Annotated in this window: 23 protein-coding genes, 1 other RNA gene and 1 pseudogene; 13 read left to right on the forward strand and 12 right to left on the reverse strand. The window is 62.3% G+C overall.

Going from position 1 to position 26139, the window contains the following annotated elements; translation table 11 throughout:
- Nucleotides 1-7: 7 nt before the first annotated feature.
- Nucleotides 8-562 (reverse strand): YecA family protein, encoded by a 555-nt coding sequence (locus QCL51_RS24175; protein WP_021783534.1) that lies wholly within the window; start codon nucleotides 560-562, stop codon nucleotides 8-10.
- 181 nt (nucleotides 563-743) lie between these two features.
- Here QCL51_RS24175 and QCL51_RS24180 point away from each other — a divergent pair, with 181 nt between their 5' ends.
- From QCL51_RS24180 to QCL51_RS24195, 4 genes are all read left to right on the forward strand, one after another.
- Nucleotides 744-926 carry a TIGR02449 family protein gene (locus tag QCL51_RS24180; RefSeq protein WP_031322377.1) on the forward strand — a complete coding sequence of 61 codons (183 nt, stop codon included), beginning with the start codon at nucleotides 744-746 and terminating at the stop codon, nucleotides 924-926.
- Nucleotides 923-1243 carry a cell division protein ZapA gene (locus QCL51_RS24185; RefSeq protein ID WP_003253687.1) on the forward strand — a complete coding sequence of 107 codons (321 nt, stop codon included), beginning with the start codon at nucleotides 923-925 and terminating at the stop codon, nucleotides 1241-1243. Before QCL51_RS24180 ends, QCL51_RS24185 begins: the two co-directional genes overlap by 4 nt.
- 17 nt (nucleotides 1244-1260) lie before the next feature.
- A non-coding RNA gene (gene ssrS / locus QCL51_RS24190) (6S RNA) lies at nucleotides 1261-1440 on the forward strand.
- A gap of 124 nt (nucleotides 1441-1564) precedes the next feature.
- On the forward strand, nucleotides 1565-2173 hold the full coding sequence (locus tag QCL51_RS24195) for a 5-formyltetrahydrofolate cyclo-ligase (RefSeq protein ID WP_021783532.1): 609 nt from the start codon (nucleotides 1565-1567) through the stop codon (nucleotides 2171-2173).
- 19 nt (nucleotides 2174-2192) lie between these two features.
- On the opposite strand, the gene QCL51_RS24200 is transcribed toward QCL51_RS24195, so the two are convergent.
- Nucleotides 2193-2345, reverse strand: a complete 153-nt coding sequence (locus tag QCL51_RS24200; protein ID WP_021783531.1) for a hypothetical protein — start codon at nucleotides 2343-2345, stop codon at nucleotides 2193-2195.
- Nucleotides 2346-2523: 178 nt separating this feature from the next.
- Here QCL51_RS24200 and QCL51_RS24205 point away from each other — a divergent pair, with 178 nt between their 5' ends.
- From QCL51_RS24205 to QCL51_RS24220, 4 genes are all read left to right on the forward strand, one after another.
- Nucleotides 2524-2973, forward strand: a complete 450-nt coding sequence (locus tag QCL51_RS24205) for an EVE domain-containing protein (RefSeq protein WP_103469582.1) — start codon at nucleotides 2524-2526, stop codon at nucleotides 2971-2973.
- Nucleotides 2974-3068: 95 nt separating this feature from the next.
- Nucleotides 3069-4028 (forward strand): HlyD family efflux transporter periplasmic adaptor subunit, encoded by a 960-nt coding sequence (locus tag QCL51_RS24210; RefSeq protein WP_021783530.1) that lies wholly within the window; start codon nucleotides 3069-3071, stop codon nucleotides 4026-4028.
- Nucleotides 4025-6745, forward strand: a complete 2721-nt coding sequence (gene rbbA, locus QCL51_RS24215) for a ribosome-associated ATPase/putative transporter RbbA (RefSeq protein ID WP_101196395.1) — start codon at nucleotides 4025-4027, stop codon at nucleotides 6743-6745. Before QCL51_RS24210 ends, rbbA begins: the two co-directional genes overlap by 4 nt.
- Nucleotide 6746: 1 nt before the next feature.
- Entirely contained in the window at nucleotides 6747-7859 is a 1113-nt protein-coding gene (locus QCL51_RS24220) for an ABC transporter permease (RefSeq protein WP_101196396.1), read from the forward strand.
- Nucleotides 7860-8039: 180 nt separating this feature from the next.
- Here QCL51_RS24220 and QCL51_RS24225 read toward each other — a convergent pair whose 3' ends face one another.
- Both QCL51_RS24225 and QCL51_RS24230 read right to left on the reverse strand, forming a co-directional pair.
- The gene (locus QCL51_RS24225; RefSeq protein ID WP_060489058.1) at nucleotides 8040-8474 is read right to left on the reverse strand and encodes a type II toxin-antitoxin system PemK/MazF family toxin; all 435 of its coding nucleotides are present in this window, start codon (nucleotides 8472-8474) and stop codon (nucleotides 8040-8042) included.
- Nucleotides 8475-8637: 163 nt separating this feature from the next.
- Entirely contained in the window at nucleotides 8638-9042 is a 405-nt protein-coding gene (locus QCL51_RS24230; protein WP_021783527.1) for a flagellar basal body-associated protein FliL, read from the reverse strand.
- 157 nt (nucleotides 9043-9199) lie between these two features.
- On the opposite strand from QCL51_RS24230, the gene QCL51_RS24235 reads away from it, so the two are divergent.
- A complete protein-coding gene (locus tag QCL51_RS24235) occupies nucleotides 9200-10177 on the forward strand; it encodes an NADPH:quinone oxidoreductase family protein (RefSeq protein ID WP_021783526.1) in 978 nt (325 codons plus the stop codon).
- 140 nt (nucleotides 10178-10317) lie between these two features.
- Here QCL51_RS24235 and QCL51_RS24240 read toward each other — a convergent pair whose 3' ends face one another.
- From QCL51_RS24240 to trxA, 5 genes are all read right to left on the reverse strand, one after another.
- Entirely contained in the window at nucleotides 10318-10968 is a 651-nt protein-coding gene (locus QCL51_RS24240) for a gamma-glutamylcyclotransferase (protein ID WP_021783525.1), read from the reverse strand.
- A 260-nt stretch (nucleotides 10969-11228) separates the two neighbouring features.
- The gene (locus tag QCL51_RS24245; protein ID WP_021783524.1) at nucleotides 11229-12197 is read right to left on the reverse strand and encodes a CDP-6-deoxy-delta-3,4-glucoseen reductase; all 969 of its coding nucleotides are present in this window, start codon (nucleotides 12195-12197) and stop codon (nucleotides 11229-11231) included.
- Complete coding sequence (gene ubiD / locus QCL51_RS24250; protein ID WP_020192776.1) at nucleotides 12197-13663, reverse strand: 4-hydroxy-3-polyprenylbenzoate decarboxylase; 1467 nt, start codon at nucleotides 13661-13663, stop codon at nucleotides 12197-12199. Before ubiD ends, QCL51_RS24245 begins: the two co-directional genes overlap by 1 nt.
- Before the next feature lie 203 nt (nucleotides 13664-13866).
- A complete protein-coding gene (gene rho / locus QCL51_RS24255) occupies nucleotides 13867-15126 on the reverse strand; it encodes a transcription termination factor Rho (RefSeq protein ID WP_003253661.1) in 1260 nt (419 codons plus the stop codon).
- Between the two features lie 227 nt (nucleotides 15127-15353).
- Nucleotides 15354-15683 (reverse strand): thioredoxin TrxA, encoded by a 330-nt coding sequence (trxA, locus tag QCL51_RS24260; RefSeq protein WP_021783523.1) that lies wholly within the window; start codon nucleotides 15681-15683, stop codon nucleotides 15354-15356.
- Between the two features lie 253 nt (nucleotides 15684-15936).
- Here trxA and ppx point away from each other — a divergent pair, with 253 nt between their 5' ends.
- A complete protein-coding gene (gene ppx, locus QCL51_RS24265) occupies nucleotides 15937-17439 on the forward strand; it encodes an exopolyphosphatase (protein WP_021783522.1) in 1503 nt (500 codons plus the stop codon).
- On the opposite strand, the gene ppk1 is transcribed toward ppx, so the two are convergent.
- Nucleotides 17426-19669: a polyphosphate kinase 1 gene (gene ppk1 / locus QCL51_RS24270; RefSeq protein WP_274118877.1), complete on the reverse strand. Its 2244-nt coding sequence runs from the start codon at nucleotides 19667-19669 to the stop codon at nucleotides 17426-17428. The genes ppx and ppk1 overlap by 14 nt on opposite strands.
- 213 nt (nucleotides 19670-19882) lie before the next feature.
- Here ppk1 and QCL51_RS24275 point away from each other — a divergent pair, with 213 nt between their 5' ends.
- The gene (locus QCL51_RS24275) at nucleotides 19883-20527 is read left to right on the forward strand and encodes a DedA family protein (protein ID WP_162149597.1); all 645 of its coding nucleotides are present in this window, start codon (nucleotides 19883-19885) and stop codon (nucleotides 20525-20527) included.
- Nucleotides 20528-21028: 501 nt separating this feature from the next.
- Here the strand turns inward: QCL51_RS24275 and QCL51_RS24280 are convergent.
- Nucleotides 21029-21655 (reverse strand): annotated as a pseudogene (locus QCL51_RS24280) (sterol desaturase family protein); the annotation flags it as partial.
- A gap of 112 nt (nucleotides 21656-21767) precedes the next feature.
- On the opposite strand from QCL51_RS24280, the gene elbB reads away from it, so the two are divergent.
- Nucleotides 21768-22427 (forward strand): isoprenoid biosynthesis glyoxalase ElbB, encoded by a 660-nt coding sequence (gene elbB / locus QCL51_RS24285; RefSeq protein WP_021783518.1) that lies wholly within the window; start codon nucleotides 21768-21770, stop codon nucleotides 22425-22427.
- Nucleotides 22428-22628: 201 nt separating this feature from the next.
- On the opposite strand, the gene QCL51_RS24290 is transcribed toward elbB, so the two are convergent.
- Nucleotides 22629-23081: a YaiI/YqxD family protein gene (locus tag QCL51_RS24290; RefSeq protein ID WP_003253654.1), complete on the reverse strand. Its 453-nt coding sequence runs from the start codon at nucleotides 23079-23081 to the stop codon at nucleotides 22629-22631.
- A 166-nt stretch (nucleotides 23082-23247) separates the two neighbouring features.
- Here QCL51_RS24290 and QCL51_RS24295 point away from each other — a divergent pair, with 166 nt between their 5' ends.
- Complete coding sequence (locus QCL51_RS24295; protein WP_338444412.1) at nucleotides 23248-26103, forward strand: class I adenylate cyclase; 2856 nt, start codon at nucleotides 23248-23250, stop codon at nucleotides 26101-26103.
- Nucleotides 26104-26139 lie beyond the last annotated feature (36 nt).

The raw sequence follows: 26139 nt of genomic DNA on the forward strand, positions 1-26139 counted from the left end.
TGGTTGATCAGTGCAGCGAGGGCTTGGGCGCGGGTGCGGCCGGCTTGGCCAGTTCGGAGAACAGCAGCAGGGGCGCCACGCGCAGGTATTCCATGACTTCCATGTAGTCGCTCTCGCCGTCTTCGGACTCTTCGAGCGCTTCCTGGACCTGCGAAATGGCTACCAGGTCCTGCAGCACTTCCTTGGCCTCGTCGGACAAGTCCTTACCGCCAGCGTTCAGGCCGAAACCGGTCACGAAGCCTTGGCACCACTGGCCCAGCGCGGTGGCGCGGTCGCTCAGTGCAGCATCATCGGTAGGCAGCAGCAGGACGATCGCCATGTCGTCGCTGGTCAGCTCGCCCTTGACCATTTCCTGCAAGCCGACCAAGGCGTTGCGGACCCTGTCACCAGGCTCGGTTTCCAGCAGTTGGGCGGCATCGGCCAACCAGGCATCGGCATCGAAGCCGGCCCCGGCGCAGCTGCGGCCAATCAGCAGGCCGTGCAGTTCGGCCGGGGTGACGGGATGACCATTGCTCGAGAGCAGCATGGCGAAGGCGTTGTAGGGCGATTGAGTATTGGGCATGGGCAGCTAGGCGCCAGACGGCGCAATGTCTAGAATGAAGACCTTGTATCCTAGCATCGGCAGGCGCGCCAAGACTATCGGCACTGGCCGTTGCCGCCCAGGGAGAGGCATCATCGCCAGGGGACTCAACGACGGAGCGAATCGAGTGCAACCCACGCAAGAGAACGACCTGCAGGCACTGATGAGCCGATTCGAGTTGCTGATCGAACGCATCGAGCAACTAAAACGGCAAAATGCACTCCTAGTAGCTCAGGAAAAATCCTGGCGCGAAGAGCGCGCCCACCTCATCGAAAAGAACGAGATCGCCAAGCGCAAAGTCGAGTCGATGATTTTACGCCTCAAGGCTCTGGAGCAAGACTCATGAGTTCAAGCAATAGCGTCACTGTGCAGATCCTCGACAAGGAATACTCGATCATCTGCCCGCCGGAAGAGCGCAACAACCTGGTCAGCGCTGCGCGCTACCTGGACGGCAAAATGCGCGAAATCCGCAGCAGCGGCAAGGTGATCGGTGCCGACCGCATCGCGGTCATGGCAGCGTTGAACATTACCCACGAAATGCTGCACCGCCAGGAAGACCGCAATGATGCGCCGGTCAGCGGCACAAACCGCGAACAGGTGCGCGACCTGCTGGATCGGGTAGATAAGGCTTTGTCCGACGACACGGATACCAAAATCGGCTGAGATTGGTATACTGGCGCCACTCCCTGGGGGATGCGCCAGTCGGTTATGTCCCTGAGCCGATACGCACAACCACGGGGGTTGCACGCTGGGGCCGGTGTGCATGTCCGCCCGACGGAAAGCCTTAACGCCCCCTGCAATCTCCACCTTGAACTTTCGGGTTCAAGGGCTACACCGATAGCGGTCTTATCGGGGAGCCTGAATTCTCTTGCCCGCCCTCCCCGGCGGGCAATTCGTTTTGGCCGACTTTATTCAAGCTTTGTACGAATAGTCACCGCGCAGGCACTTTTCGTATAAGGCAGCACATCTGGGACCGCCTGTGCCATGACCGAAACAGTGCCGCTCACCCGCCCCCAGCTACGTCGCCTGCTTCGCAATGCCCGCCGCGCCCTGACCCCTGCCCAGCAACGCCAGGCTACGCTCGGCCTGTACCGCCAGTTGGCGCAACACCCCTTGTTCCGCCGCGCCCGCCACATCGCCCTGTACCTGCCCAACGACGGTGAAATCGACCCTCGCCTACTGCTACGCGAAGCACAGCGTCGCGGCAAGCGCACCTATCTGCCGGTGCTGCACGCCTGGCCGCGCACGCGCATGGTGTTCCAGCGTTTTGAGCAGGGTGAGAAGCTCAAGCCCAATCGCTTCCGTATTCCAGAGCCGATAATCGATCGCAAACGCCAACGGCCAATCTGGGCGCTGGATCTGATTCTGCTACCGCTGGTCGGTTTTGACGAAGTGGGCGGACGCCTGGGAATGGGCGGTGGCTTCTATGATCGCAGCCTGGCCTACCAGGCGCGTCGGCAAACCTGGAAAAAACCGTTGCTGCTGGGGCTGGCGCATGAATGCCAGAAGGTCGAGCGGCTGGCGCAGGCCAGTTGGGACGTACCACTGCAAGGCACGGTCTCGGACCGTGGCTGGTACCTGGCGCCACGTTGAGCGGCGCCAGCGGGGGATATCAACGTTGTGGCTGGCTGGCGTCAACCGGCATCTGATAGGCGCTGTCCAGCTTGCGCTCCCAGAACCCCTGCGCATAACCGGTAGTGACCACACCCAGGCCAAAAATGAACACCAGGATCCACAGTAGATCCGGCTTTTTACGTTGATTCATCGAAGATTGCCCCCCAGGCAAACTGTTCTGTACTCGGCGATATTCTGGGTACCGCCGGTGCACGCGCTTTAAACGGTGCGCATTTTCCGACAACATGCGTCCGCACGCAAACCTTGACGCCAACCGGCTGTCGGTTTCGTGCAACAGGTTATTTCAAACCTTTTCAGGAGCAGCATTCATGGCCTACTGGCTGATGAAATCCGAGCCCGACGAGCTCTCCATCGAAGCCCTCGCACGCTTGGGTGAAGCGCGCTGGGACGGCGTGCGCAACTATCAGGCGCGTAATTTTCTGCGGGCAATGAGCGTGGGTGACGAATTTTTCTTCTACCACTCCAGCTGCCCGCAACCCGGCATCGCCGGCATTGCCAGAATCACCCGCGCGGCCTACCCGGACCCTACCGCGCTGGACCCGGAAAGCCATTATCACGATGCCAAGGCCACGACCGACAAGAACCCCTGGAGCGCAGTGGATGTGGCCCACGTACAAACCTTCCCAAGGGTGCTGGAACTGGGGTGGCTGAAACAGCAGGCCGGGCTGGTCGAGTTGCCGCTGGTGCAAAAAGGCAGCCGCCTGTCGGTCATGCCGGTAACGCCCGAGCAATGGGCGGTGATTGTCGCGTTGCGCTGAATGCGCAGCTAAGGTCAAGGGCTTGACCAATATCAACACGCCATACATGGCCGTCAGGCATGATGGACTGTGCATGACCGCAAGGATGCAGATCGATGAACCGATACGCCCCTAGAATCTTCGCCACTGCACTGATCGCACTGCTCGTTGCAGCCGGCGGGCTGGGGTACTGGAAGTCGCTCCACGACCAGTTGCCCGAAGGCCTGAGCATGGGCAACGGCCGCCTTGAAGCCACCGAAGTGCAGATCGCCAGCAAGATCCCAGGTCGCCTGGCCGAAGTACTGGTCGATGAAGGCGACAACGTTACCCGTGGTCAGCTACTGGCACGCATCGACACCCGCACGATGGAAGCCCAGCGCAGCCAAGCCGAAGCCGAAGTGCTGCGCGCCCGGGAAAACTACGCCGCCGCCCAGGCCAGCGTGCAACTGCGCCAGAGCGAACTGCTGCTGGCCAGCCAGGAGCTCAAGCGCGTGCGCGAAATTTTCCAGCGCAAGTACGCCAGCCAGCAGTTGCTCGACCAACAGCAGGCGCGCTTTGACACGGCCAACGCAGCAGTAGTCGCCGCCCGCGCCCAACTGGCAGCGATCAAGGCTGCAATCGGTGCCGCCGAGGCGCAAGTCGCCCAACTCACCAGCGAAATCGATGACAGCAGCCTGCGTGCGCCCATCAACGGCATCATCCAGCTGCGCCTGGCCGAACCCGGTGAAGTGCTGGGTGCCGGCGGCCGGGTCTTGATGCTGATCGACCCCAGCGACCAGTACATGAACCTGTACCTGCCTGCGTCCACCAGCGGCCGACTGACCGTAGGCGATCAGGCGCGCATCGTGCTCGACGCCCTGCCCGAGCGCGCGCTGCCGGCCAAGGTGGCCTTTGTCGCAGCCAAGGCCCAGTTCACCCCCAAACAGGTGGAAACCCGCGACGAACGGCAAAAGCTGGTGTTCCGGGTCAAACTGCGCCTGAGCGACCCGGGCGCCGTGCCGCAAGCCAAGCCAGGCATGCCAGGCGCCGGCTATGTACGCACGGCTGAGGTGGACTGGCCGGCCAACCTGCAATGAACGCCCCGGCGCTGCTGGCCGAAGGCATCAGCCACCGTTACGGCGACCTCATAGCCCTGAACCCGCTAGGTTTCAGCCTGCCTGTGGGCACCCGCTGCGCGCTGATCGGCCCCGATGGGGCCGGTAAATCGACCCTGCTGGGGTTGATCGCCGGCGTAAAACGCCTGCAGCAGGGAGAGCTGCAGGTGCTGGGCGGCTCGATCCGCCAACGCCGCCATCGCACCGCGCTATACCCCAAAGTAGCGTTCATGCCGCAGGGGCTGGGCAACAACCTGTACCCGGAACTGTCGATCAGCGAGAACATCCGCTTTTTCGCCACCCTGTTCGGGCTGGGCCGCCGCGAGTGTGAGCAGCGCATGGCCAATCTGTTGCAGGCCACCGACCTGCAGCGCTTTGCTCAGCGCCCGGCCGGCAAGCTGTCGGGTGGCATGAAGCAGAAGCTGGGCCTTTGCTGCGCGCTGATCCACGAGCCAGACCTGCTGATCCTGGACGAGCCGACCACCGGCGTCGACCCACTGTCGCGGCGGCGCTTCTGGGAGCTGGTTGAGCAGGTTCGCGCACAACGCCCGCAACTGACCCTGCTGGTGGCTACCGCCTACATGGAAGAAGCCGAACAGTTCGAGCATTGCCTGATGCTCGATGGCGGCCACTTACTGGCCGCCGGCCCTAGCCACGAACTGGCTGCAGTAACCCCCAGCGGCAAGCTGGATGACGCCTTTACCCACTACCAGGGCGCGGGCAAGGCGCAGCATCAACCACTGGCAATCCCGCCGCGCCAAGCCACGGACGGCCCGGTCGCCATCGAGGCACACGACCTGACTCTGCGCTTTGGCGACTTCACGGCGGTGAACAAGGTCAGTTTCGCCATTGGCCGAGGGGAGATCTTTGGCTTCCTGGGTTCCAACGGTTGCGGCAAGACCACCACCATGAAGGTGCTCACCGGCCTGATGCCGGCCAGTGAGGGCAGCGCTAGCCTGCTGGGTCGCCCGGTGGACGCCAGCGACCTGGCCACACGCAAGCGGGTCGGCTTCATGTCGCAGAGTTTCTCTCTGTATGGCGAGCTCAGCACCCGGCAGAACCTGGCCCTGCATGCCCGCCTGTTCGACTTGCCCAAAGCCGAGAGCGCCCAGCGCATCGATGAGCTGATCGAGCGCTTCGACCTCGCCGCTATCGCAGACCAACCGTCTGGCGCCCTGCCCCTCGGTTTGCGCCAGCGTCTGTCGCTGGCAGTGGCGGTTCTGCATCGCCCGGAAGTCTTGATCCTCGACGAACCGACCTCTGGCGTCGACCCGGCCGCCCGCGACGACTTCTGGCGCCTGCTGGTAGAACTGTCGCGCGAGCAGGGCGTGACCATTTTCCTCTCCACCCACTTCATGAACGAAGCCCAGCGCTGCGATCGTATTTCGCTGATGCACGCTGGGCGGGTGCTGGCCTGCGACACACCCGATGCCCTGCAGCATCAGTACCAGGGCGCCACGCTGGAGGACGCGTTCGTTCGCTGCCTGGAGCAGGCCCAGGAGCTGGCGCCAGCCGCCACCGACAGCAGCGTGCTGGAACAGGCGTCCACCCCCACCCTGCCGCTACGCCAGGGTTTCAGCCTGCGCCGCCTGCTGGCAGTGGCCGGCCGTGAGGGCAAGGAGCTGCTGCGCGACAAGGTGCGCCTGGCCTTCGCCTTACTGGGTGCACTGTTCATGATGGTGATCTTCGGCTACGGCATTTCACTGGATGTGGAAAACCTCGCCTTCGCCGTGCACGATCAGGACCAGAGCCCGCAAAGTCGCGCCTACCTCGAAGCCTTCCGTGGCTCACGCTACTTCGCTGAACAAGCGCCAATCCGCGACAGCAGAGAGCTGCACCAACGCCTGCAACGCTCGGAAATCAAACTGGCACTGGAGATTCCGCCCGGCTTTGGCCGCGACCTGTATGCAGGGCGCCAGCCGGTGGTGGCCGCCTGGCTCGACGGTGGCATGCCGTTCCGCGCAGAAACCAGCCGCAACTACGTGGAAGCCGTGCACCAGGCCAACCTGGAGCAACTGGCACAGGCCAGCCCACAACCGCAGCCACGCCAGGACCCGGTGCGCCTGGAAACGCGTTTCCGCTACAACCAGGATGTGGTCAGCGTGAACGCCATCGGCCCTGGCGTAATGGCGCTGATATTGGCCTTCATTCCGGCCATGCTCACTGCGCTGGGCATCGTGCGCGAGAAGGAGCTCGGCTCCATCACCAACTTCTACGCCACACCCCTCACCCGCCTGGAGTTCCTGCTTGGCAAGCAGATGCCCTACCTGGCTGTGAGCCTGGTCAACCTGGCGCTGTTGGTGGCGATGAACCGCTGGCTGTTCGCCGTACCGCTCAAGGGCAGCGTACTGGCCCTGGCGTGTGGCGGCATGGCCTACCTGCTGGCAACCACCAGCCTGGGCCTGCTGATCTCGGCATTCACCCGCACCCAGATCGCCGCCATTCTCGGCACCATGATCATTACCAGCCTGCCGACCATCCAGTTTTCCGGGCTGATCGTGCCACGTTCGTCGCTAGACGGCGCGGCAGCGGTGATGGGCCAGTTGTTCCCGGCAGGCTACTTCCTCGACATCGCAGTCGGCACCTTCACCAAAGCGTTAGGCCTGCGTGAGTTGTGGCCGCAGTGCCTGATCCTGCTCAGTTTCTTTGCCGCATTCACTGGCCTGAGCCTGGCAATGCTGAAGAAACAGGAGGCCTGACATGTCGCGCCTGAACCACACCCTGCGCCTGGGCCTGAAAGAACTGACCAGCCTGCGCCATGACAGCGTCCTGCTGCTGTTCCTGCTATATGCCTTCAGCGTGGCGATCTATATGCCGGCAGCCGGCTCGGTGATCGGCGTACACAACGCCAGCGTGGCGGTGGTGGATGAAGACCATAGCCTGCTCTCGCGCAAGCTCAGCGAAGCCCTGCAACCGCCCGAGTTCCAGCCAGCCGTGCCGCTGCCTCCGCAGCGCCTGGACCAGGCCATGGACAGCGGCCAGTACACCTTCGTCATCAACGTACCGGTGAACTTTCAGAGCGACCTGCTGGCCGGGCGCTCGCCGGAGCTGCAGATCAACGTCGACGCCACGGCCATGAGCCAAGCATTCATGGGCGCCGGCTACATCGGCCGCATCTTCGAGCGTGAGCTGCTCGACTACAGCCAGCGTGGCAACGTGCAAAGCCCTGTGCTGATCAATCCCAAGGCGCTGTTCAACCCCAACCTGGAGGGGGGCTGGTTTCTGGCAGTGATCCAGATCGTCAACAACATCACCATCCTGGCGATCATCCTCACCGGCACCGCGCTGCTGCGCGAGCGTGAGCACGGCACCCTCGACCACCTGCTGGTGCTGCCGCTGACCGCGCTGGAGATCATGCTGGCCAAGATCGGCAGCAACGCGCTGGTGGTGGTGATCTGCACCTGGATTTCGTTGGTGGTAGTCGTCAAAGGTGCACTGGGCGTGCCGCTTTCTGGCTCGATGGGGCTGTTCCTGGCCGTGACCGCGCTGTACCTGTTCGCCAGCACTGCGCTGGGTATTTTCCTCGCCACCCTGGCGCGCTCGACGCCGCAGTTCGGCTTGCTGGCGATCCCGGTGATCATCCCGATGCTGTTGCTGTCCGGTGGCAGCACACCACTGGACAGCATGCCGCAGTGGCTGCAGTGGGTGATGCAGGGGTCACCCTCAACGCACTTTGTCAGCCTGAGTGCCGCAATCCTGTTCCGGGATGCCGGGTGGGCGGTGGTATGGCCGGATATCCTGGCGCTGACGCTGATCGGCCTGGTGTTCTTCAGCGTGGCCCTCGCGCGGTTCCGCCGTACCCTGGCGTCTTGAAGGCATGCGCGAGCGTCCGCCGAAAGTTGGAAAACTGGCACAAAGACAAAGGGCGCCTTTCGGCGCCCTACTCACAGACAGGTCGACTTGTCATCGCCATATACCTGCCCGGCTCTGTAATTGCTGGTTGAACCAGGATCCTCAGAGTCTTACAAGCCCCTTGCGGGAACAGGCTGATTATCACGCATCGAGCGTAACATTGACAACAGACCGCTCTGTTGCTGGATGTGTGAAACCCAGCGTAAAGCCAACTGCAGCCCTCACGGCGGCGAAATGCTCTGGCCGCATTGTAAAGGTCATGTATTCCCGACCACTTCCTTGCCGCGATTTGACCCGACATCTGTCCAATCTGGAGGTAGCCACCGTGTAGATCATGTCGCACTTGGCCCAGCATGTCAGGGCCGAACCAGGCAGATAACTCGGCAGCACAACGTGATGCCCTGCCATGTGATCCGGTGCAGTGGTACTCAAAGGGACTATCGTCACTAACTGGCGATTTTGACTGTGCTTGCGAAGAACGACCACGGGACGCACCTTGATCATTTCAGGCACTTGAAAGCCTGAAAAGTCGCACATCAGTACAGTCGCCTCTTTCGGCTGGTACTTCAAAGCCATTGCCAACACTCTCGAGCAACTGAAGACAGGGCACAATCTAGCTTGGCCATGGCCCCAAAAACTGAAAACTGGCGGGCTTACAGGAAAGACAGAAGGGTCCTACACACGGGGTAAGCCTGAATTCAATCCGACTTATCAGTGATGGACCTCACACTGTTTCAGGTCACTGCACAATCAGGTTGTTGAACAGCAGGTCCTCAACGATCGGCTTGCCCTCTTCCGCCTCCAGCACCTGCTGCACCTGTTTCAGCGCCTCTTGGCGAAGATGCTCCTTGGCCTCGACGTTGCTCATGCTGTCCACCGTCTGCTGGGTGAACAATGCCACCAGCTGGTTACGGATCAGCGGTTCGTGGTGTTTCACCGTCTTGGCCGCTTCGTCACCCGTCACGCGCAGGGCCACGTCAGCCTTGTACACGCGCAGCCGCGGGCTGCCGTCGAGCGCATAGTTGCCAACAAAGGGCGGGCTCAGACTGATGTAGGCGACCTTGGGCGCCCCTTCCTTGGCTTCTTCGGCCATGGCCGCAGCCGGCAGCAGCAGCGCCAGCACCATCAAGATCCACGCTTTCACGAATTCGCTCCTCAATACAATTGGCGCCAGCTTACCCAGCACACCGCTCAAACCCAAGCCCGGGCTTATGCCGCCCCATCAGGGCGGGCCATGCTCGTTGACCCACCAAGCGGCCCTCCTACACTTATCGGCCACTACCCGCAAAGGAATAGCCCCGATGAAAGCTGTGTTGTGCAAAACCCTGGGTCCAGCGCGCAACCTGGTGCTGGAAGAGGTGGCCAGCCCACTGCCGAAGAAAAACGAGATCCTGTTGGACGTGCACGCTGCCGGGGTCAACTTCCCCGACACCCTGATCATCGAAGGCAAGTACCAGTTCCAGCCACCGCTGCCGTTCTCTCCCGGTGGAGAGGCAGCGGGCGTGGTGGCCGCCATCGGTGAAAAGGCCGGTGCGTTCAAGGTAGGCGACCGGGTCATGGCGCTCACCGGCTGGGGTGCGTTCGCCGAGCAAGTGGCGGTGCCGTTCTATAACGTTCTGCCGATCCCGGCGAGCATGGACTTCACCACCGCTGCGGCCTTCGGCATGACCTACGGCACCTCGATGCACGCCCTGCGCCAGCGTGGCCAGTTGCAGGCAGGCGAGACGCTGCTGGTACTGGGCGCTTCCGGTGGGGTCGGCCTGGCGGCGGTGGAGATCGGCAAGGCCATGGGCGCGCGGGTGATCGCGGCGGCCAGCAGCGCCGAGAAACTGGCCGTGGCCAAGGCTGCCGGGGCGGATGAACTGATCGATTACAGCCAGGCCAACCTGCGCGAAGAAATCAAACGTCTGACCGGCGGCCAAGGCGTGGACGTGATCTACGACCCGGTCGGAGGCGAGCTGTTCGAACAAGCGGTGCGCGGGTTGGCCTGGAATGGCAGGCTGCTGGTGGTGGGTTTTGCCAGCGGCAGCATTCCACAGCTGACGGCCAACCTGGTGCTGCTCAAGGGCGCGGCGGTACTGGGCGTGTTCTGGGGGGCATTTGCCCAGCGCCAGCCGGAGGACAATGCCGCCAACTTCCGCCAGCTGTTTGCCTGGCATGCCGAGGGCAAGTTGAAGCCGCTGGTGTCGCAGACTTATCCACTGGAACAAGCCGGGGCTGCTATAGAGAAGCTGGGGCAACGGCAGGCTGTGGGTAAGTTGGTGGTGCTGGCCAGGTAAGGCAGTACCGCGAATACGGTGGTGACGGCAACGGTTAACGGCGGGTGGAATTGGCCGGCAGGCCCGGCCCCTTCGCGGGTAAACCCGCTCCTACAGGCGACCGCGCAGGGTTTACCCGCGAAGAGGCCGGAGCTGGTTGTTCACACTTCGCGCAGATTATGGCAACGCCTGAATCGCGCTTCCAGATTGCGATCGGGCATCTGGTGACTGCGCAGTGCATTCAAGGTCTGCTCGACATAGTCGCGCGTGGTGCCATAACGCCCCTTGGCACTGGCCAGGATCTGGCTGAGCAAAGTATCCGGCAAGTTGCCGGCATAGCACGGCAAATGCCGCTCCAGCACAAAGCCCAAGGCCTGCACCTTGCTACCATCGCCCAGGCGACAGTGGAGCCAGTGCGGCCGGTAGGCCGGATACGGCATCTCGCGCTGCCACAGGGCCATCAGTGAGTCGTCTAGATTGCGCTCATCCAGCCGGTAGGCAAAACCGCTGCAGGAACCACCTCGGTCCAGGCCAAACACCAGGCCGGGGGTTTCCGGGGTGCCGCGATGTTCATGCGACCACAGGTACAAGCCACGGTGATAACCATGTACCCGCGCGCGCTGACGCTCCACCGAATTGCATTCCGGGCGCCAGATCAACGAGCCATAGGCAAACAGCCACACCGGCCCGCCCTGATGCCTGGACATGGTTGTCTTCATGGAGCTGAACAACTGTTCGCGAGTATGTTGCTGACCGAAATCGAGTGCTGGAGGGTATGAAACTTCCCAAGACATACTTTCAAGAGCCGACATAAGCTGCCGCCATTATTCCTGTGAACTACGGAGGTAGCGAGATTCGATTACGCTGCGGCCCGAGGCCGCTTTACCAAGGGCGCTTTACCAAGGGCGCTTGCAGTAACCATAGGCCAGAATTACAGGAATACTCAAGCCCTTGAGCACGCGTTTCATGCACGGCTCCGACGACTGGAAAGTACTGTTTCAGCAACGGTGAAAGTTATTGGCCAAGGCGGTAATAATTACCGCCTTATACCCATACTTTCAAACTTCGGTTATTAACCGCGCGGCGCGTAGGCGAACACATCGGCACGCATGCGGTGCGCATCCATACCAGCTTCGACCAGGGCGTCGAGTGTGGCGTAGATCATGTTCGGTGAGCCACTGGCATACACATGCACGCTATTGAGGTCGGCAATGTCTTCGCATACCGCTTCATGCAGCATGCCGCAGCGGCCTTCCCAGCCGCACAGGTCGCTGACCACTTGATGCAGGAACAGGTTGGGCAGGCGCAGCCATTCGTCCCAGTGCTCGATCTGGTAGAAGTCCTCAGGCCGGCGCACTCCCCAGTACAGGTGCACCGGGTGCTTGAAGCCCTGGGCCCGGCAGTGCTCAACCAGGCTGTGCATCTGGCCCATGCCGGTGCCGGCGGCAATCAGCACCAGCGGCCCGTCTGGCAGCTCGGCCAGGTGGGTGTCGCCAAACGGCATTTCGATGCGCGCCAGGCCATCTCGCCTGAGCTGGTCGATCAGTTGCACCGCACTGGGTTCACGCGCCAGCACATGCAGCTCCAGCTCGCGCCCGGCATGTGGCGCGGACGCCAGCGAGAAGGCCGCCTGCTTGCCGCCCTCACGTTCGATCATCAGGTATTGCCCTGCGTGGTAGCGCAGTGGCTTGCCGGCAGGCGCACGCAGGCGCACCCGCCAGACGTCGCCACCGACGTCGACGCACTCACTGACGCTGCACGCCAGCTTGCGCACTGGCAGCTCGCCCAAGGCAAGCACACCGTCCCAGAGCAACACGCAGTCCTCCAGCGGTTCGGCAATGCAGGTGAACAACTCGCCATGGTCGCGGACTTCGCCATCCTGGCGAACCCGTCCTTCAACCAACAACGCGGCGCAAACATGGCAATTGCCATTGCGGCAGCTGTTTGGGCAGTCATAGCCCAGCCGCCGTGCTCCATCCAGGATCCGTTCCCCGGGTTCAAGCGCCAGCACCGCCCCGGACGGCTGCAACGTTACCTGCATCAATCTATTCCCAACTGATCCCACAGCTCATCGATACGGCGGGTGACGGCCTCATCCTTGACGATGACCCGGCCCCATTCGCGTGTAGTCTCGCCCGGCCACTTGTGAGTAGCGTCCAGGCCCATCTTCGAACCCAGCCCCGACACCGGAGACGCAAAGTCCAGGTAGTCGATCGGGGTGTTGTCAATCATTACCGTATCACGCTTGGGGTCCATACGCGTGGTAATGGCCCAGATCACATCGTTCCAGTCACGAGCGTTGATATCGTCATCGGTGACAATAACGAACTTGGTGTACATGAACTGTCGCAGGAACGACCACACACCCAGCATTACGCGCTTGGCGTGGCCTGGGTACTGCTTCTTCATGGTCACCACCGCCATGCGGTACGAGCAGCCTTCCGGCGGCAGGTAGAAGTCGGTGATTTCCGGGAACTGCTTCTGCAGGATCGGCACGAACACTTCGTTCAGCGCCACGCCGAGAATGGCCGGCTCATCTGGCGGCCTGCCGGTGTAGGTGCTGTGGTAGATCGGTTTTTGCCGGTGGGTGATGCGCTCGACGGTGAACACCGGGAAACTGTCCACTTCGTTGTAGTAGCCCGTGTGATCGCCGTACGGGCCTTCCGGGGCCATTTCGCCCGGGTGGATCACCCCTTCCAGAATGATCTCGGCGGTTGCCGGTACCTGCAGGTTGCTGCCGCGGCACTTGACCAGCTCGGTGCGATTGCCTCGTAGCAGGCCGGCGAAGGCGTACTCGGAGAGGGTGTCCGGTACCGGGGTCACGGCGCCGAGAATGGTCGCAGGGTCAGCGCCCAGCGCCACGGCGACCGGAAACGGCTGGCCGGGGTTCTTCTCGCACCACTCTCGGTAGTCGAGGGCGCCGCCACGGTGGCTGAGCCAGCGCATGATCACCTTGTTGCGGCCGATCACCTGCTGGCGGTAGATGCCCAGGTTCTGGCGGTCCTTGTTCGGGCCACGGGTAACGGTGAGGCCCCAGGTAATCAGCGGCGCCACGTCGCCAGGCCAACAGTGCTGAATCGGCAGGGCGCCGAGGTCGACATCATCCCCCTCGACCACCACTTCCTGGCACACCGCGTCCTTGACCACTTTTGGCGCCATCGACACGACCTTCTTGAAGATCGGCAGCTTCGACCAGGCGTCCTTCAGGCCCTTGGGCGGCTCGGGCTCTTTGAGGAAGGCCAGCAGCTTGCCGATTTCCCGCAATTCGCTGACCGACTCGGCGCCCATGCCCATGGCCACCCGCTCCGGGGTACCGAACAGGTTGCCCAGCACGGGAATGTCGAAGCCGGTGGGTTTTTCGAACAGCAATGCCGGGCCCTTGGCGCGCAGGGTGCGGTCGCAGACCTCGGTCATTTCCAGGACGGGGGAGATCGGTACCTGGATGCGCTTGAGTTCGCCGCGCTGTTCCAGGCCACGGATGAAGTCGCGCAAGTCGCGATACTGCATGCAGAAGCCTCGTGTTGGCCGTATCGGTCGGGGTGCAGAGTGTAGCGCCGTTCGAGGCCTGTTTGGGGGCAAAAATGCACTGGGGCCGCCTTGCGCCCCTTCGCGGGCACGCCCGCCCCCACAAGGATTGTATTTAACCTGTGGGAGCGGGCGTGCCCGCGAAGAGCCGCAAGGCGGCCCCAATTACTGCCTGATCGGGAAGCTTACTTGCGCTTCATCGACAGGAAGAACTCATCGTTGGTCTTGGTCTGCTTGAGCTTGTCGACCAGGAACTCGATGGCGGCGATTTCGTCCATCGGGTGCAGCAGCTTGCGCAGAATCCACATACGCTGCAGTTCGTCGTCAGCGGTCAGCAACTCTTCGCGGCGGGTGCCGGAACGGTTGATGTTGATGGCCGGGAACACACGTTTCTCGGCGATGCGGCGGTCCAGCGGCAGCTCCATGTTGCCGGTGCCCTTGAACTCTTCGTAGATCACTTCGTCCATCTTCGAGCCGGTTTCAACCAGCGCAGTGGCGATAATGGTCAGCGAGCCGCCCTCCTCGATGTTCCGCGCAGCACCGAAGAAGCGCTTGGGCTTCTCGAGGGCGTGAGCGTCGACACCACCGGTCAGCACCTTGCCGGAGCTCGGGATCACGGTGTTGTAGGCACGTGCCAGTCGAGTGATCGAGTCCAGCAAGATAACCACGTCTTTCTTGTGCTCGACCAGGCGCTTGGCCTTCTCGATCACCATTTCGGCAACCTGCACGTGGCGGGTTGGTGGCTCGTCGAAGGTGGAAGCGACCACTTCGCCACGCACGGTGCGCTGCATTTCGGTCACTTCTTCCGGGCGCTCGTCGATCAGCAGGACGATCAGGTGGCACTCGGGGTTGTTGCGGGTGATGTTGGCCGCAATGTTCTGCAGCATGATCGTCTTACCGGCTTTCGGCGGGGCAACGATCAGGCCGCGCTGGCCTTTGCCGATCGGGGCGCACAGGTCGATGACGCGACCGGTCAAGTCCTCGGTGGAGCCGTTACCGGCCTCCATCTTCAGGCGCTTGTTCGGGAACAGCGGCGTCAGGTTTTCGAACAGGATCTTGTTCTTCGCGTTTTCCGGGCGGTCGAAGTTGATGGTATCGACCTTCAGCAGGGCGAAGTAACGCTCCCCTTCCTTCGGTGGGCGGATCTTGCCGACGATGGTGTCGCCGGTACGCAGGTTGAAACGGCGGATCTGGCTGGGCGATACATAGATATCGTCTGGGCCGGCCAGGTAGGACGCATCAGCCGAACGCAGGAAACCGAAACCATCCTGGAGAATCTCCAGCACGCCGTCACCCGAGATCTCTTCGCCGCTTTTCGCATGCTTCTTCAGCAGGGCGAAAATCACGTCCTGTTTGCGCGAACGGGCCATGTTTTCGATGCCCATCTGTTCGGCCATTTCCAAAAGATCGGTAATCGGCTTTTGCTTGAGTTCAGTCAGGTTCATAAGGGGAATGACGTAATCATGTAAGAAGGGAGAATTAAGCTTCTGGCTTAATGAGGCCGCGCCGCTGGATGGCGACAGGATCGCGTACTGATTCGAATTAGGGATGCTTCGGCGACGGCATGTAGAGGGCACTGGAAAAGCAGTGCGAGGCCGAATGTAACACTTGCTTTTTTCTGCGTCTAGTGCTCAGGAAAAGAAAAGCCCCGCATTTGCGGGGCCTTCTGACATCACAGGTGGGCGTCGAGGAATGCGGCCAGCTGCGATTTGGACAGCGCACCAACCTTGGTGGCTTCGACGTTGCCGTTCTTGAACAGCATCAGCGTCGGGATACCACGCACACCGTGCTTGGCCGGGGTTTCCTGGTTCTCGTCGATGTTCAGCTTGGCGACGGTCAGTTTGCCCGCGTAGGTGGAAGCGATGTCGTCCAGAACCGGAGCGATCATCTTGCATGGACCGCACCATTCAGCCCAGTAGTCGACCAGTACCGCGCCTTCGGCCTTCAGGACATCGGCTTCGAAGGAGGCGTCGGTGACATGTTTGATCAGATCGCTGCTCATGGATATCTCCAGGGTCGTAAGCAAAAAACGTGGCCCATGATAGCCGCACCCACGCCGGACAGGAAGCCACGGACGATTGAGTGTAACTATAGTTGCGCAAGACGCCGCGAATCGAAACTGTCATATGACCGTCATAGAATCGAATGGCACATTGCCTTGCATCAAGGCCAGCACAACGGCGGAGTGCCACGCGTTGGCGATAGCCTGCTATCGTGGCACGATTGCCAGGTTAACGACCGAGAACAACCAGATCATGCCGCATACCATCGCGAAGAACCTGTCCCTGATCGCCGCCATCGACCTTGGCTCCAACAGTTTTCACATGGTCGTGGCCAAGGCCCACCATACCGAAATCCGCATCCTTGAGCGGCTCGGCGAGAAGGTTCAGCTGGCCGCCGGCATCAACGAAGAACGCATGCTCAGTGAAGAAGCAATGGAAAGAGGCCTGGATTGCCTCAAGCGCTTTTCCCAGCTGATCAACGGCATGCCGGCAGGCTCCGTGCGTATCGTCGGTACCAACGCCTTGCGCGAAGCGCGCAACCGTAACGAATTCATCCAGCGCGCCGAAGCCATCCTCGGCCACCCGGTGGAGGTCATCTCCGGCCGTGAAGAGGCGCGCCTGATCTACCTGGGCGTGTCGCACACCCTGGCCGACACCCCCGGCAAGCGCCTGGTCGCCGACATCGGCGGCGGCAGCACCGAGTTCATCATTGGCCAGCGCTTCGAGCCGCTGCTGCGCGAAAGCCTGCAGATGGGTTGCGTCAGCTTTACCCAGCGCTACTTCCGCGACGGCAAGATCACCCCGGCCCGCTATGCCCAGGCCTACACCGCCGCGCGCCTGGAACTGATGAGCATCGAAAATGCCCTGCACCGCCTGACCTGGGATGAGGCGATCGGCTCATCCGGCACCATTCGCGCCATCGGCGCCGCCATCAAGGCCGGCGGCCTGGGCAATGGCGAGGTCAACGCCGAAGGCCTGGCCTGGGTCAAACGCAAGCTGTTCAAGCTGGGCGAGGTCGACAAGATCGACTTCGACGGCGTCAAGCCAGACCGCCGCACCATCTTCCCGGCTGGCCTGGCAATTCTCGAAGCGATCTTCGATGCCCTTGAACTGAACCGCATGGACCATTGCGACGGCGCCCTGCGCGAAGGCGTGCTGTTCGATCTGCTCGGCCGCCACCATCACGAAGACGTGCGCGAACGCACCCTGAACTCGCTGATGGAGCGCTATCACGTGGACCAGGGCCAGGCTGCGCGCGTCGAGCGCAAGGCGTTGCACGCATTCGACCAGGTGGCCGACGCCTGGGATCTGAAAGAAGGAAACTGGCGGGATCTACTGGGCTGGGCCGCGAAAGTGCACGAAATCGGGCTGGACATCGCCCATTATCACTACCACAAGCACGGTGCCTATCTGATCGAGCACTCGGACCTGTCGGGCTTTTCCCGGGAAGATCAGCAGATGATGGCCCTGCTGGTGCGCGGCCACCGCCGCAACATCCCCAAGGACCGTTACGCCGAACTGGGCGATGAAGGGGTCAAGCTGCTGCGCCTGTGCGTGCTACTGCGCTTTGCCATCCTGTTCCACCACATCCGCGGCACCCAGCAAATGCCAAAGGTAGAACTGCACGGCGGGGACAACAGCCTGGATGTAGCTTTCCCTGAAGGTTGGCTGGAGCAGAATCAGCTGACCCAGGCCGACTTCGCCAACGAGGCGGAGTGGCTGGCCCGGGTCGGCTTCGTCCTCAGCGTACGTTGAGGACCGGGTTGCTCAGGCGCTCCAGCAGGGTCGCCTGAACGCTGCGCGGGTTCTGGTTGCCGGTCGGGGTACTGCGCACGTAGCGCCCGTCTGGCTGCAAGGTCCAGGCGTGGGTATTGTCGGTCAGGTAGCCTTCCAGCTCCTTCTTCACCCGCAGCAACAGTTTCTTGCCTTCCACCGGGAAGCAGGTCTCGACACGCTTGTCGAGGTTGCGCTCCATCCAGTCGGCGCTGGACAGGTAGATCTGCTCTTCGCCGCCATTGAGGAAGTAGAACACCCGCGTGTGCTCGAGGAAGCGGCCAATGATCGAGCGCACCTGGATGTTGTGCGAAACCCCCGGAATGCCCGGGCGTAGGCAACACATGCCACGCACCACCAAGTCGATTTTCACGCCCGACTGGCTGGCCTTGTACAGCGCCTTGATGACTTTGGCGTCGGTCAGCGAGTTGAACTTGGCGATGATGTGCGCCGGCTTGCCTTCGAGGGCAAACTGGGTTTCCCGCGCGATCATGTCGAGCATGCCCTTTTTCAGGGTGAACGGCGCATGCAGCAGCTTCTTCATGCGCAAGGTCTTGCCCATGCCGATCAACTGGCTGAACAACTTGCCGACGTCCTCGGTGAGCGCATCGTCAGAGGTCAGCAGGCTGTAGTCGGTGTACAGGCGGGCGTTGCCGGCGTGATAGTTACCGGTACCCAGATGCGCATAACGCACGATCTCGCCCTGCTCGCGGCGCAGAATCAGCATCATCTTGGCGTGGGTCTTGAACCCGACCACACCGTAGATCACTACCGCACCGGCCGCTTGCAGGCGGCTGGCCATCTGCAGGTTGGACTCTTCGTCAAAGCGGGCGCGCAACTCGATCACCGCAGTGACCTCCTTGCCGTTACGGGCTGCGTCCACCAGGGCGTCGACGATTTCCGAGTTAGCCCCCGAGCGGTACAGGGTCTGGCGCACGGCGAGCACATGCGGGTCCTTGGCGGCCTGGCGCAGCAGGTCGACCACTGGTGTGAAGGACTCGAACGGGTGCATCAGCAGGATGTCCTGCTTGCTGATCACACTGAATATGTTGTCGGCGTTCGCCAGCAGCTTGGGGATCGCTGGGGTGAACGGTGTGTATTGCAGCTCCGGGTGGCTGTCCAGGCCGGTGATGCTGAACAGGCGGGTGAGGTTGACCGGGCCGTTGACCTGGTACAGCTCGCTTTCGCTGAGGCTGAACTGCTTCAACAGGTAGTCCGACAGGTGTTTCGGGCAGGTATCGGCCACTTCCAGGCGCACGGCGTCACCATAGCGGCGCGAGAACAGCTCACCGCGCAGCGCGCGAGCCAGGTCGTCAACCTCTTCAGAGTCCAGCGCCAGGTCGGCGTTACGCGTCAGACGGAACTGGTAGCAGCCCTTCACCTTCATGCCCTGGAACAGATCGTCGGCGTGCGCGTGGATCATCGACGACAGGAACACGTAGTTCGCGCCCGGGCCGCCCACCTCTTCCGGCACGCGAATAACCCGCGGCAGCAAGCGTGGTGCCGGAATGATCGCCAGACCCGAGTCGCGACCAAACGCGTCCACCCCCTCGAGCTCGACTATGAAGTTGAGGCTTTTGTTCACCAGCAGCGGGAACGGGTGAGTCGGGTCGAGGCCAATCGGGGTAATGATCGGGGCAATTTCGTCGCGGAAGTACCGGCGCACCCAGGTTTTGAGCTTGGGTGTCCAGTAACGGCGGCGGATAAAGCGAATCTGATGCTTTTCCAGCTCAGGCAGCAGCACGTCGTTGAGGATCGCGTACTGACGCTCTACCTCGATGTGCACCAGTTCGCTGATGCGCGCCAGCGCCTGGTGGGGCTGCAGGCCATCGGCTCCGGCCTGTTCACGGGCGAAGTTGATCTGTTTCTTCAGACCGGCGACGCGAATCTCGAAGAACTCGTCGAGGTTACTGGAGAAGATCAACAGGAACTTGAGGCGTTCCAGCAGCGGGTAGCTCTCGTCCAGTGCCTGCTCCAGCACCCGAATATTGAACTGCAGTTGCGAGAGTTCGCGATGAATGTACAGGCTGCTGTCGTCCAGGCCAGGGACGGCGATTGCCGGGGCCGGCGCAGGCACCGGAGCCACAGGCTCGGCCACCTGTTCCGCTTCAGGCTCGGCCGCCGGAGGCAGGTCTGGCGGGGTTTGCACCATCTCTTCTGGGAGCTCCTGAGCATCCTTGATCGCGACAGGGCTTAGCACTTCATTATTCATCTGGCGTTCCTGAGGACGTTAACGCCCTATCATCTATTGAGCGGCAAGATAAGCGCCCATTATGACGCCCGTGTTACACACATGGGCAAGCCGTGGCAAGTGGCCTCTGGCATTGTCTGCGCTGAAATTGTTCACGTCGAGACACATTTGGACACTTTCACGAACGCGCGCGAAGGGGTAGGCTGCGCGTTCATTTCGCCAGCACCTCAGAAAATGCTTCAACAATTCCTGCAGGATTTCGGCTACTTCGCCCTTTTTCTAGGCACCTTCTTTGAAGGCGAGACCATTCTGGTGCTTGCGGGTTTCCTTGCGTTCCGCGGTTACATGGATATCAATCTGGTGTGCCTGGTGGCCTTCTTCGGCAGCTACGCGGGCGACCAGTTGTGGTACTTCATGGGCCGACGCCACGGGCGCAGGATCCTGGCGCGCAAGCCGCGCTGGCAGGCAATGGGTGACCGCGCGCTGGACCACATCCGCCGCCATCCTGATATATGGGTGCTGAGCTTCCGCTTTGTCTATGGTTTGCGCACGGTCATGCCGGTGGCCATAGGCCTGTCGGGTTACCCGCCACGCCGCTACCTGCTGCTGAACGGGATTGGCGCGGGCATCTGGGCAGTGGCCCTGGGCGCCGCTGCCTACCACTTCGGCGCCATCCTCGAAGGCTTGCTGGGCAACGTCAAGCGTTACGAGCTATGGGTGCTTGGCGGTTTGGTGGCGCTGGGCGGCCTGCTTTGGCTGCGCCGGCGCTTCCGCGCGTTGCGCGCGGAGCGCAGGGCGGCGAGCCAGCCCCAACCCCCAGAGGCTGAGCAGGCTGTAAACCACGAGCAGAAGCCAGGCCAGCGGCACGACCACCGCTAAGCCCAAGGCGCCGGCCAGGTACAATGCCGGCGCATTCAGAAACAGCCGCACCACCTCCAGGCGTGCAGACCAGGGCCGGTTCTCCAGCAACGCGCCCAGCACGAACAAACCAAACGCCATCAGTGACCAACCGAGCACCAGCGCGGCGACCGGCACGTGCTCGGCCACGGCCATCAAGTAGCTGCCCAAGGCCACGTAGACCACGAACTGCGCGCCCACGTAGGCTTGCTGCGCGCGCCCCAGGGCAATCTCGAACTTGCGAAACAGCGCCAGGTCCTGCTTGGCCTGTGGGTAGCGTGCGGCCACATCGGCCGGACGCCAGCCGGTAGGCATGAACCAGATGCGCAGCTTGTCCCACAGGCTGGTGGTGCGCCGGGCGTCGTGCCAGAGCTGGGCATAGAACTGCAGGTTTGCCCATAGCGGGTTCCAGCTGGCCAGCGGCGTGGTCACCCCGAACACCACCGGCTCGGCCGGGTCCTCCTCCTTGAAAGTGCCGAACAGACGGTCCCAGAGAATGAACACACCGCCGTAATTGCGATCCAAGTAAGCAGGGTTTTGCGCATGGTGGACGCGATGATTGGATGGCGTGATCAACACCCACTCCAGCCAGCCAAGTTTGGGGATATGCCGGGTATGCACCCAGAACTGATACAGCAGGTTGAGCGAGGCCACGGTGATGAATACCAGTGGCGGCACGCCCAGCAGCGCCAGCGGCAGATAGAACAGCCACGAGAAAATGAACCCGCTACTGGTCTGGCGCAGCGCCGTGGTGAGGTTGTACTCCTCGCTCTGGTGATGCACCGAGTGCGCAGCCCACAGCACGTTGCGCTCATGCCCCAGGCGGTGCAGCCAGTAGTAACAGAAGTCGTACAGGACAAAGGCCAGCAACCAGACCCACCCTGCCTCTGCCGGCAATCGCAGCAGCGCCAGGTGCTCGAAGGCCAGGGCATAGGTGACCAGCCCTACGCCTTTGGTCAGCAGCCCGGTACTGGTCGACAGTGCGCCGGTACTCAGGCTGTTGATCGAGTCGGCCAGGGTGAAATTGCGCTGGCCACGCACGCGATCGGCGACCAGCTCGACGGCTATCAGCACAAAAAAGAACGGTACGGCCAGCAGTATCAGGTCCATGGGCGCGACCTCAGGCGTTATCCACCAAGATTAGGCCGCACCCGCAGGAATCCCTATGGCGACATCTGCCAAACTAGAGGACATTTAGCGCCTCGACACTGGAGTAATGAGCATGACAAAAAAAGTAGCGGTGATTCTTTCCGGCTGTGGCGTGTATGACGGCGCCGAAATCCACGAAAGCGTGATCACGCTGCTGCGCCTCGACCAGCGCGGTGCGCAGGTGCAGTGCTTCGCGCCGAACATCGCACAAATGCATGTAATCAACCATCTGACCGGCGAAGAAATGCCCGAATCGCGCAATGTGCTGGTGGAGTCGGCGCGCATCGCCCGCGGCGAGGTCAAGGATATCCGTGAGGCCAAGGCCGAAGACTTCGATGCGCTGATCGTGCCGGGCGGTTTCGGGGCAGCGAAAAACCTGTCCGACTTTGCCGTGGAAGGCGCCAACTGCAGCGTGAACCCAGACGTGCTGGCCTTGGCCGAAGCCTTTGCCGACGCCTGCAAACCCGTAGGCCTGATCTGCATCTCGCCGGCGCTGGCGGCGAAGATCTACGGGCCGGGCGTGGTCTGCACCATCGGGAGCGATGCCGGCACTGCGGCGGCTGTCGAAAAGATGGGCGGCACCCATGAAGAATGCGATGTACACGACATTGTCGAAGACACCCAGCGCAAGCTCGTGACTACCCCGGCGTACATGGAGGCCAAGTCGATCAGCGAGGCGGCGGGCGGGATCTACAAGCTGGTGGACAGAGTGCTGGAGCTGACGCACGAGTAAGTGACTGCGTTCGCTTCTTCGCGGGCATGCCCGCTCCCACAGGTCCAGCGCAGGCTTCAAGATCACTCGGTACCTGTGGGGGCAACTTATGAAAAGCCTGCGCGATCGCCTGTAGGAGCGGGTTTACCCGCGAACACCGGCAAAGCCGGTGCCACCCACCGCCCCACGCTGGGCTGTCGCCGACAGGAACCGTGTCAGCGCTCAGCTTTTCGAGAGCCGGGCAATGATCCGGTCCAGTGCATTGGCAAACGCCTGTTTCTCGCGTTCGCCATAGGCCGCCTGCCCGCCCCCCACCTGGCCCTGCTCACGCAGCTCGGTGAACAGGTTGCGCGCCGCCAGGCGGTCGCCCATGTTGCGCTCGTCGAACTCACGCCCACGCGGGTCCAGTGCGGCTACGCCCTTTTTCACCAGGCGGTCGGCCAGCGGCACGTCACTGCATATCACCAGCTCGCCAGGCACGGCGTGCTCCACAATGTAATCGTCGGCCGCATCCATGCCGCTGGGCACCACGATCAGGCGCACGATCGCGAACGCCGGCTTGGCCACAGCCTGCCCCGCCACCATCACCACCTCGAACTTGCGCTTGAGGGCGAACTTGACGATCAGATCCTTGGCCGCCTTGGGGCAGGCGTCGGCATCGATCCATACACGCATTGGACACTCTCTACATGAACTCAATGCGCCCATCATGCCTGAAGCGCAGCGAAAGCTGGAGCAGGCAGGCGCTGGAAAAATGGCGCCAGAATTTCAATTGCCGCTTATCCGACCCCGCCACTCAGGCTAAACTCGCCACAGTTTCAATGGCCTGCCCGAGCGCGCAATGAACCACCCTCACGAAATACGCCCTGACCTGGACGAAGGCATCGACCGCAAGGTCCTGGCGACATTGCGTGCACGCTTCCTGCATCTCAACCAGGGCCGACTGCAGCGGGCAAAGGAGGGCCTGTCAACACGCCAGCAACAGGTACTGTCGCTGCTGCCGCTGCTGTTTCATGTGAACCACCCGCTATTGCCGGGTTACGTCTCCGGCAGCACCCCCGCGGGCGTATCGGCTTACGAGCCAAGCGCCGAGCTGGTGGCAGATGCCCAACGGCTTGCCCGCTCGTTCACCTACAAGGCCCAGCATGGCAACCCGCCACGCCCGATCCACGGCCTGTTCCTGATGGGCAGCCTGGGTTCGCTGGCGCAGGCTGAGCAAAGCGACATGGACCTGTGGGTGTGCCATGCACCCGGCTTGCCCGAGCAGCTGCTGGGTGAGCTGCGCCGTAAGTGCCAGCTGCTGGAGGTCTGGGCGGCAAGCCTGGGGGCCGAAGCACACTTTTTCCTGATCGATACACAGGGCTTCGCCCAGGGTCAGCGCGATGGCCAGCTCGGCTCCGACGACTGTGGCACCACCCAGCACTACCTGCTGCTGGATGAGTTCTACCGCACCACCCTGTGGCTGGCCGGGCGCACGCCGCTGTGGTGGCTGGTACCGGTGTACGAGGAGCACAACTATTACAGCTACACCCAGACTTTGCTGTCCAAGCGCTTCATCCGCAGCCAGGACGCCCTTGACCTCGGCAACCTGGCGCACATTCCGCCCGGCGAGTTCGTCGGCGCTGGCCTGTGGCAATTGTTCAAAGGCATCGACTCGCCCTACAAATCGCTGCTCAAACTGCTGTTGACCGAAGCCTACGCCGGCGAACACCCTGCGGTGCGCTGCCTGAGCCTGGACTACAAGCAGGCAGTGTTTGCCAACCAGCTCGACCTCGACGAGCTGGACCCCTACGTGATGGTCTACCGGCGCATCGAACGTTACCTGCTGCAACGCGGCGAACCCGCGCGCCTGGAGCTGGTAAGGCGCAGCCTGTACCTGAAGGTGAACAAGAAGCTCAGCGACCAAGGCCGCAGCCAAGGCTGGCAACGCCGGCTGCTGCAGCGCCTGGCCGACGAGTGGGGCTGGGACCAGCGCCAGCTGGCCCTGCTGGACAGCCGCAGCCAATGGAAAGTGCAGCAGGTTGCCGTCGAGCGCCGCGAACTGGTGGCCGAGCTTAACCTCAGTTATCGCTTCCTCAGCCAGTTCGCCCGCACCCAGAACGCCAGCAGCCGCGCCGACCAGCGCGACCTCAATGTGCTGGGCCGGCGCCTGTACGCCGCCTTCGAGCGCCGCGCCGGCAAGGTCGAAGTGATCAACCCCGGCATCGCCCCTGACCTCGCCGAAGGCACCCTTACGCTGGTTCAGGCCCCCAACCGCAAGGAGCCGGGCAGCTACCACTGGGAGCTGTACAGCGGCAACCTGAGCACCCATGAGGTGCAGCACTTCAGCCCGATCAAACGCTGCCGCGAGCTACTCGAACTGCTGACCTGGGCCCATCGCAACGGCGTGATCGACAGCAGCACCCGCATGGCGCTGCATCCAGGGGCCAGCGACCTCGGGGAATTCGAGCTGTTCAACCTGCTGGGCTGTCTGCGGCAAAGTATTCACCTGCCCTTGCCGACCGTCAGCGAAGTGCGCCTGTTGCAGCCCAGCGTTGCCGATGAGGTGTTGTTGCTGGTCAACGTCGGCGTCGACCCGCTGCGTCACCACCGCGACCTGAACGTTTTGATGACCACAGAGCGCACCGACGCGTTGAGCTACGCTGGCGTGCGCGAAAACCTGGTGCTGACCCTGGACCAGGTCACCGTCAACAGCTGGAACGAGGTGCTGGTCCAGCGCTATGACGGCGAACACGCGCTGGTGCGCTGCCTGCGCGACTTCCTCAACAGCCCGGCGCAGCGCGGCCACCGGCCACGGGTGCGAGTACGCTGCTTCTGCCAAAGCCGCGCCCAGCCTATCGGCCAACGCGTAGAAGAAATTTTCGACACTGCGCAGCTGCTGCGGGATCAAGGGCTACACCACCGCTACCTGCTGCAAGTGGCCCACCACACCCATGTGCTGGAGCTGTTGCCCGAGCATGTCAGCCTGACGACCCTGGCCGAGCATGAAGCGCTACTGGCCTACCTGGGCGAAGAGCGCGGCACCTACAGCCCGCTGTACCTGGATGCCAATGCGCTGCAGGACCACGACCTGCGCCTGGTGCTGGAGCAAGGCCGGCCAGCCTGCATTCAGGTGTTCTACCGCCTGCAGGCCGGCTGGGCCGACGTGTATGTGCTGGATGAATACAACGCATTGTGGCAACAACGCCTGCCGCTGCATGACGAAGCGCATCTGCTGTTGCCACTGCAACGTTTTCTGCGCTCGGTGGTGATGCGCCGCGATGCCCGCCTGCCCCTCGATAGCCTGCGACCCGCCTCGCTGGATATCCACTACGCGCAGCTGTTGCCCACCGGCCCAGGCAAGGCACGCAACATCGAGCCGCGCCTGGCCCCGGCCGAGGGCAGCGACCAGCCTTACTATGAGGTACAGGCGATTATCCAGGCGGGTGTAGCGGGCGTGGCGCATGTGACGCTGTACTGCGACCAGCAGGAGTTTTCCGAGCTGGAACATGGTGAGCAGCTGTATGCGGTAGTGGCCCGACAGATCATCGGGCAGCGGCGCGGCGCAGAGCAGTACCGGTGCTATATCACCGACCTGGATTTGTCCGAGCTGCTGGATGACCGGCTGGGGGCAACGCAGGTATACCTGAGCTACAAGCGGGTACTGGAGCAGGCTTTGAATGAGGGGCTGCAGCAGGTTTTGGCGCAGGCCGTGTGAATTCGCAGCCCAAGGCGGCTAGCCCTCTGCCGCAAA

The organism is Pseudomonas sp. LTR0, assembly GCF_036630035.1.
In the GTDB taxonomy this organism is placed as follows: domain Bacteria; phylum Pseudomonadota; class Gammaproteobacteria; order Pseudomonadales; family Pseudomonadaceae; genus Aquipseudomonas; species Aquipseudomonas putida_Y.

Bases quoted from the DNA above. Each gene is read 5' to 3' on its own strand.
- QCL51_RS24200 (WP_021783531.1), bottom strand. From the start codon at position 2,345: ATGAATCAACGTAAAAAGCCGGATCTACTGTGGATCCTGGTGTTCATT.
- QCL51_RS24210 (WP_021783530.1), top strand. From the start codon at position 3,069: ATGAACCGATACGCCCCTAGAATCTTCGCCACTGCACTGATCGCACTG.
- QCL51_RS24195 (WP_021783532.1), top strand. From the start codon at position 1,565: ATGACCGAAACAGTGCCGCTCACCCGCCCCCAGCTACGTCGCCTGCTT.
- ubiD (WP_020192776.1), bottom strand. From the start codon at position 13,663: ATGCAGTATCGCGACTTGCGCGACTTCATCCGTGGCCTGGAACAGCGC.
- QCL51_RS24240 (WP_021783525.1), bottom strand. From the start codon at position 10,968: ATGTCGGCTCTTGAAAGTATGTCTTGGGAAGTTTCATACCCTCCAGCA.
- QCL51_RS24175 (WP_021783534.1), bottom strand. From the start codon at position 562: ATGCCCAATACTCAATCGCCCTACAACGCCTTCGCCATGCTGCTCTCG.
- QCL51_RS24295 (WP_338444412.1), top strand. From the start codon at position 23,248: ATGAACCACCCTCACGAAATACGCCCTGACCTGGACGAAGGCATCGAC.
- QCL51_RS24275 (WP_162149597.1), top strand. From the start codon at position 19,883: ATGCTTCAACAATTCCTGCAGGATTTCGGCTACTTCGCCCTTTTTCTA.
- rho (WP_003253661.1), bottom strand. From the start codon at position 15,126: ATGAACCTGACTGAACTCAAGCAAAAGCCGATTACCGATCTTTTGGAA.
- QCL51_RS24290 (WP_003253654.1), bottom strand. From the start codon at position 23,081: ATGCGTGTATGGATCGATGCCGACGCCTGCCCCAAGGCGGCCAAGGAT.
- elbB (WP_021783518.1), top strand. From the start codon at position 21,768: ATGACAAAAAAAGTAGCGGTGATTCTTTCCGGCTGTGGCGTGTATGAC.
- QCL51_RS24205 (WP_103469582.1), top strand. From the start codon at position 2,524: ATGGCCTACTGGCTGATGAAATCCGAGCCCGACGAGCTCTCCATCGAA.
- ppk1 (WP_274118877.1), bottom strand. From the start codon at position 19,669: ATGAATAATGAAGTGCTAAGCCCTGTCGCGATCAAGGATGCTCAGGAG.
- trxA (WP_021783523.1), bottom strand. From the start codon at position 15,683: ATGAGCAGCGATCTGATCAAACATGTCACCGACGCCTCCTTCGAAGCC.
- QCL51_RS24220 (WP_101196396.1), top strand. From the start codon at position 6,747: ATGTCGCGCCTGAACCACACCCTGCGCCTGGGCCTGAAAGAACTGACC.
- rbbA (WP_101196395.1), top strand. From the start codon at position 4,025: ATGAACGCCCCGGCGCTGCTGGCCGAAGGCATCAGCCACCGTTACGGC.
- QCL51_RS24245 (WP_021783524.1), bottom strand. From the start codon at position 12,197: ATGCAGGTAACGTTGCAGCCGTCCGGGGCGGTGCTGGCGCTTGAACCC.
- QCL51_RS24235 (WP_021783526.1), top strand. From the start codon at position 9,200: ATGAAAGCTGTGTTGTGCAAAACCCTGGGTCCAGCGCGCAACCTGGTG.
- ppx (WP_021783522.1), top strand. From the start codon at position 15,937: ATGCCGCATACCATCGCGAAGAACCTGTCCCTGATCGCCGCCATCGAC.
- QCL51_RS24225 (WP_060489058.1), bottom strand. From the start codon at position 8,474: ATGGCTTTGAAGTACCAGCCGAAAGAGGCGACTGTACTGATGTGCGAC.
- QCL51_RS24185 (WP_003253687.1), top strand. From the start codon at position 923: ATGAGTTCAAGCAATAGCGTCACTGTGCAGATCCTCGACAAGGAATAC.
- QCL51_RS24180 (WP_031322377.1), top strand. From the start codon at position 744: ATGAGCCGATTCGAGTTGCTGATCGAACGCATCGAGCAACTAAAACGG.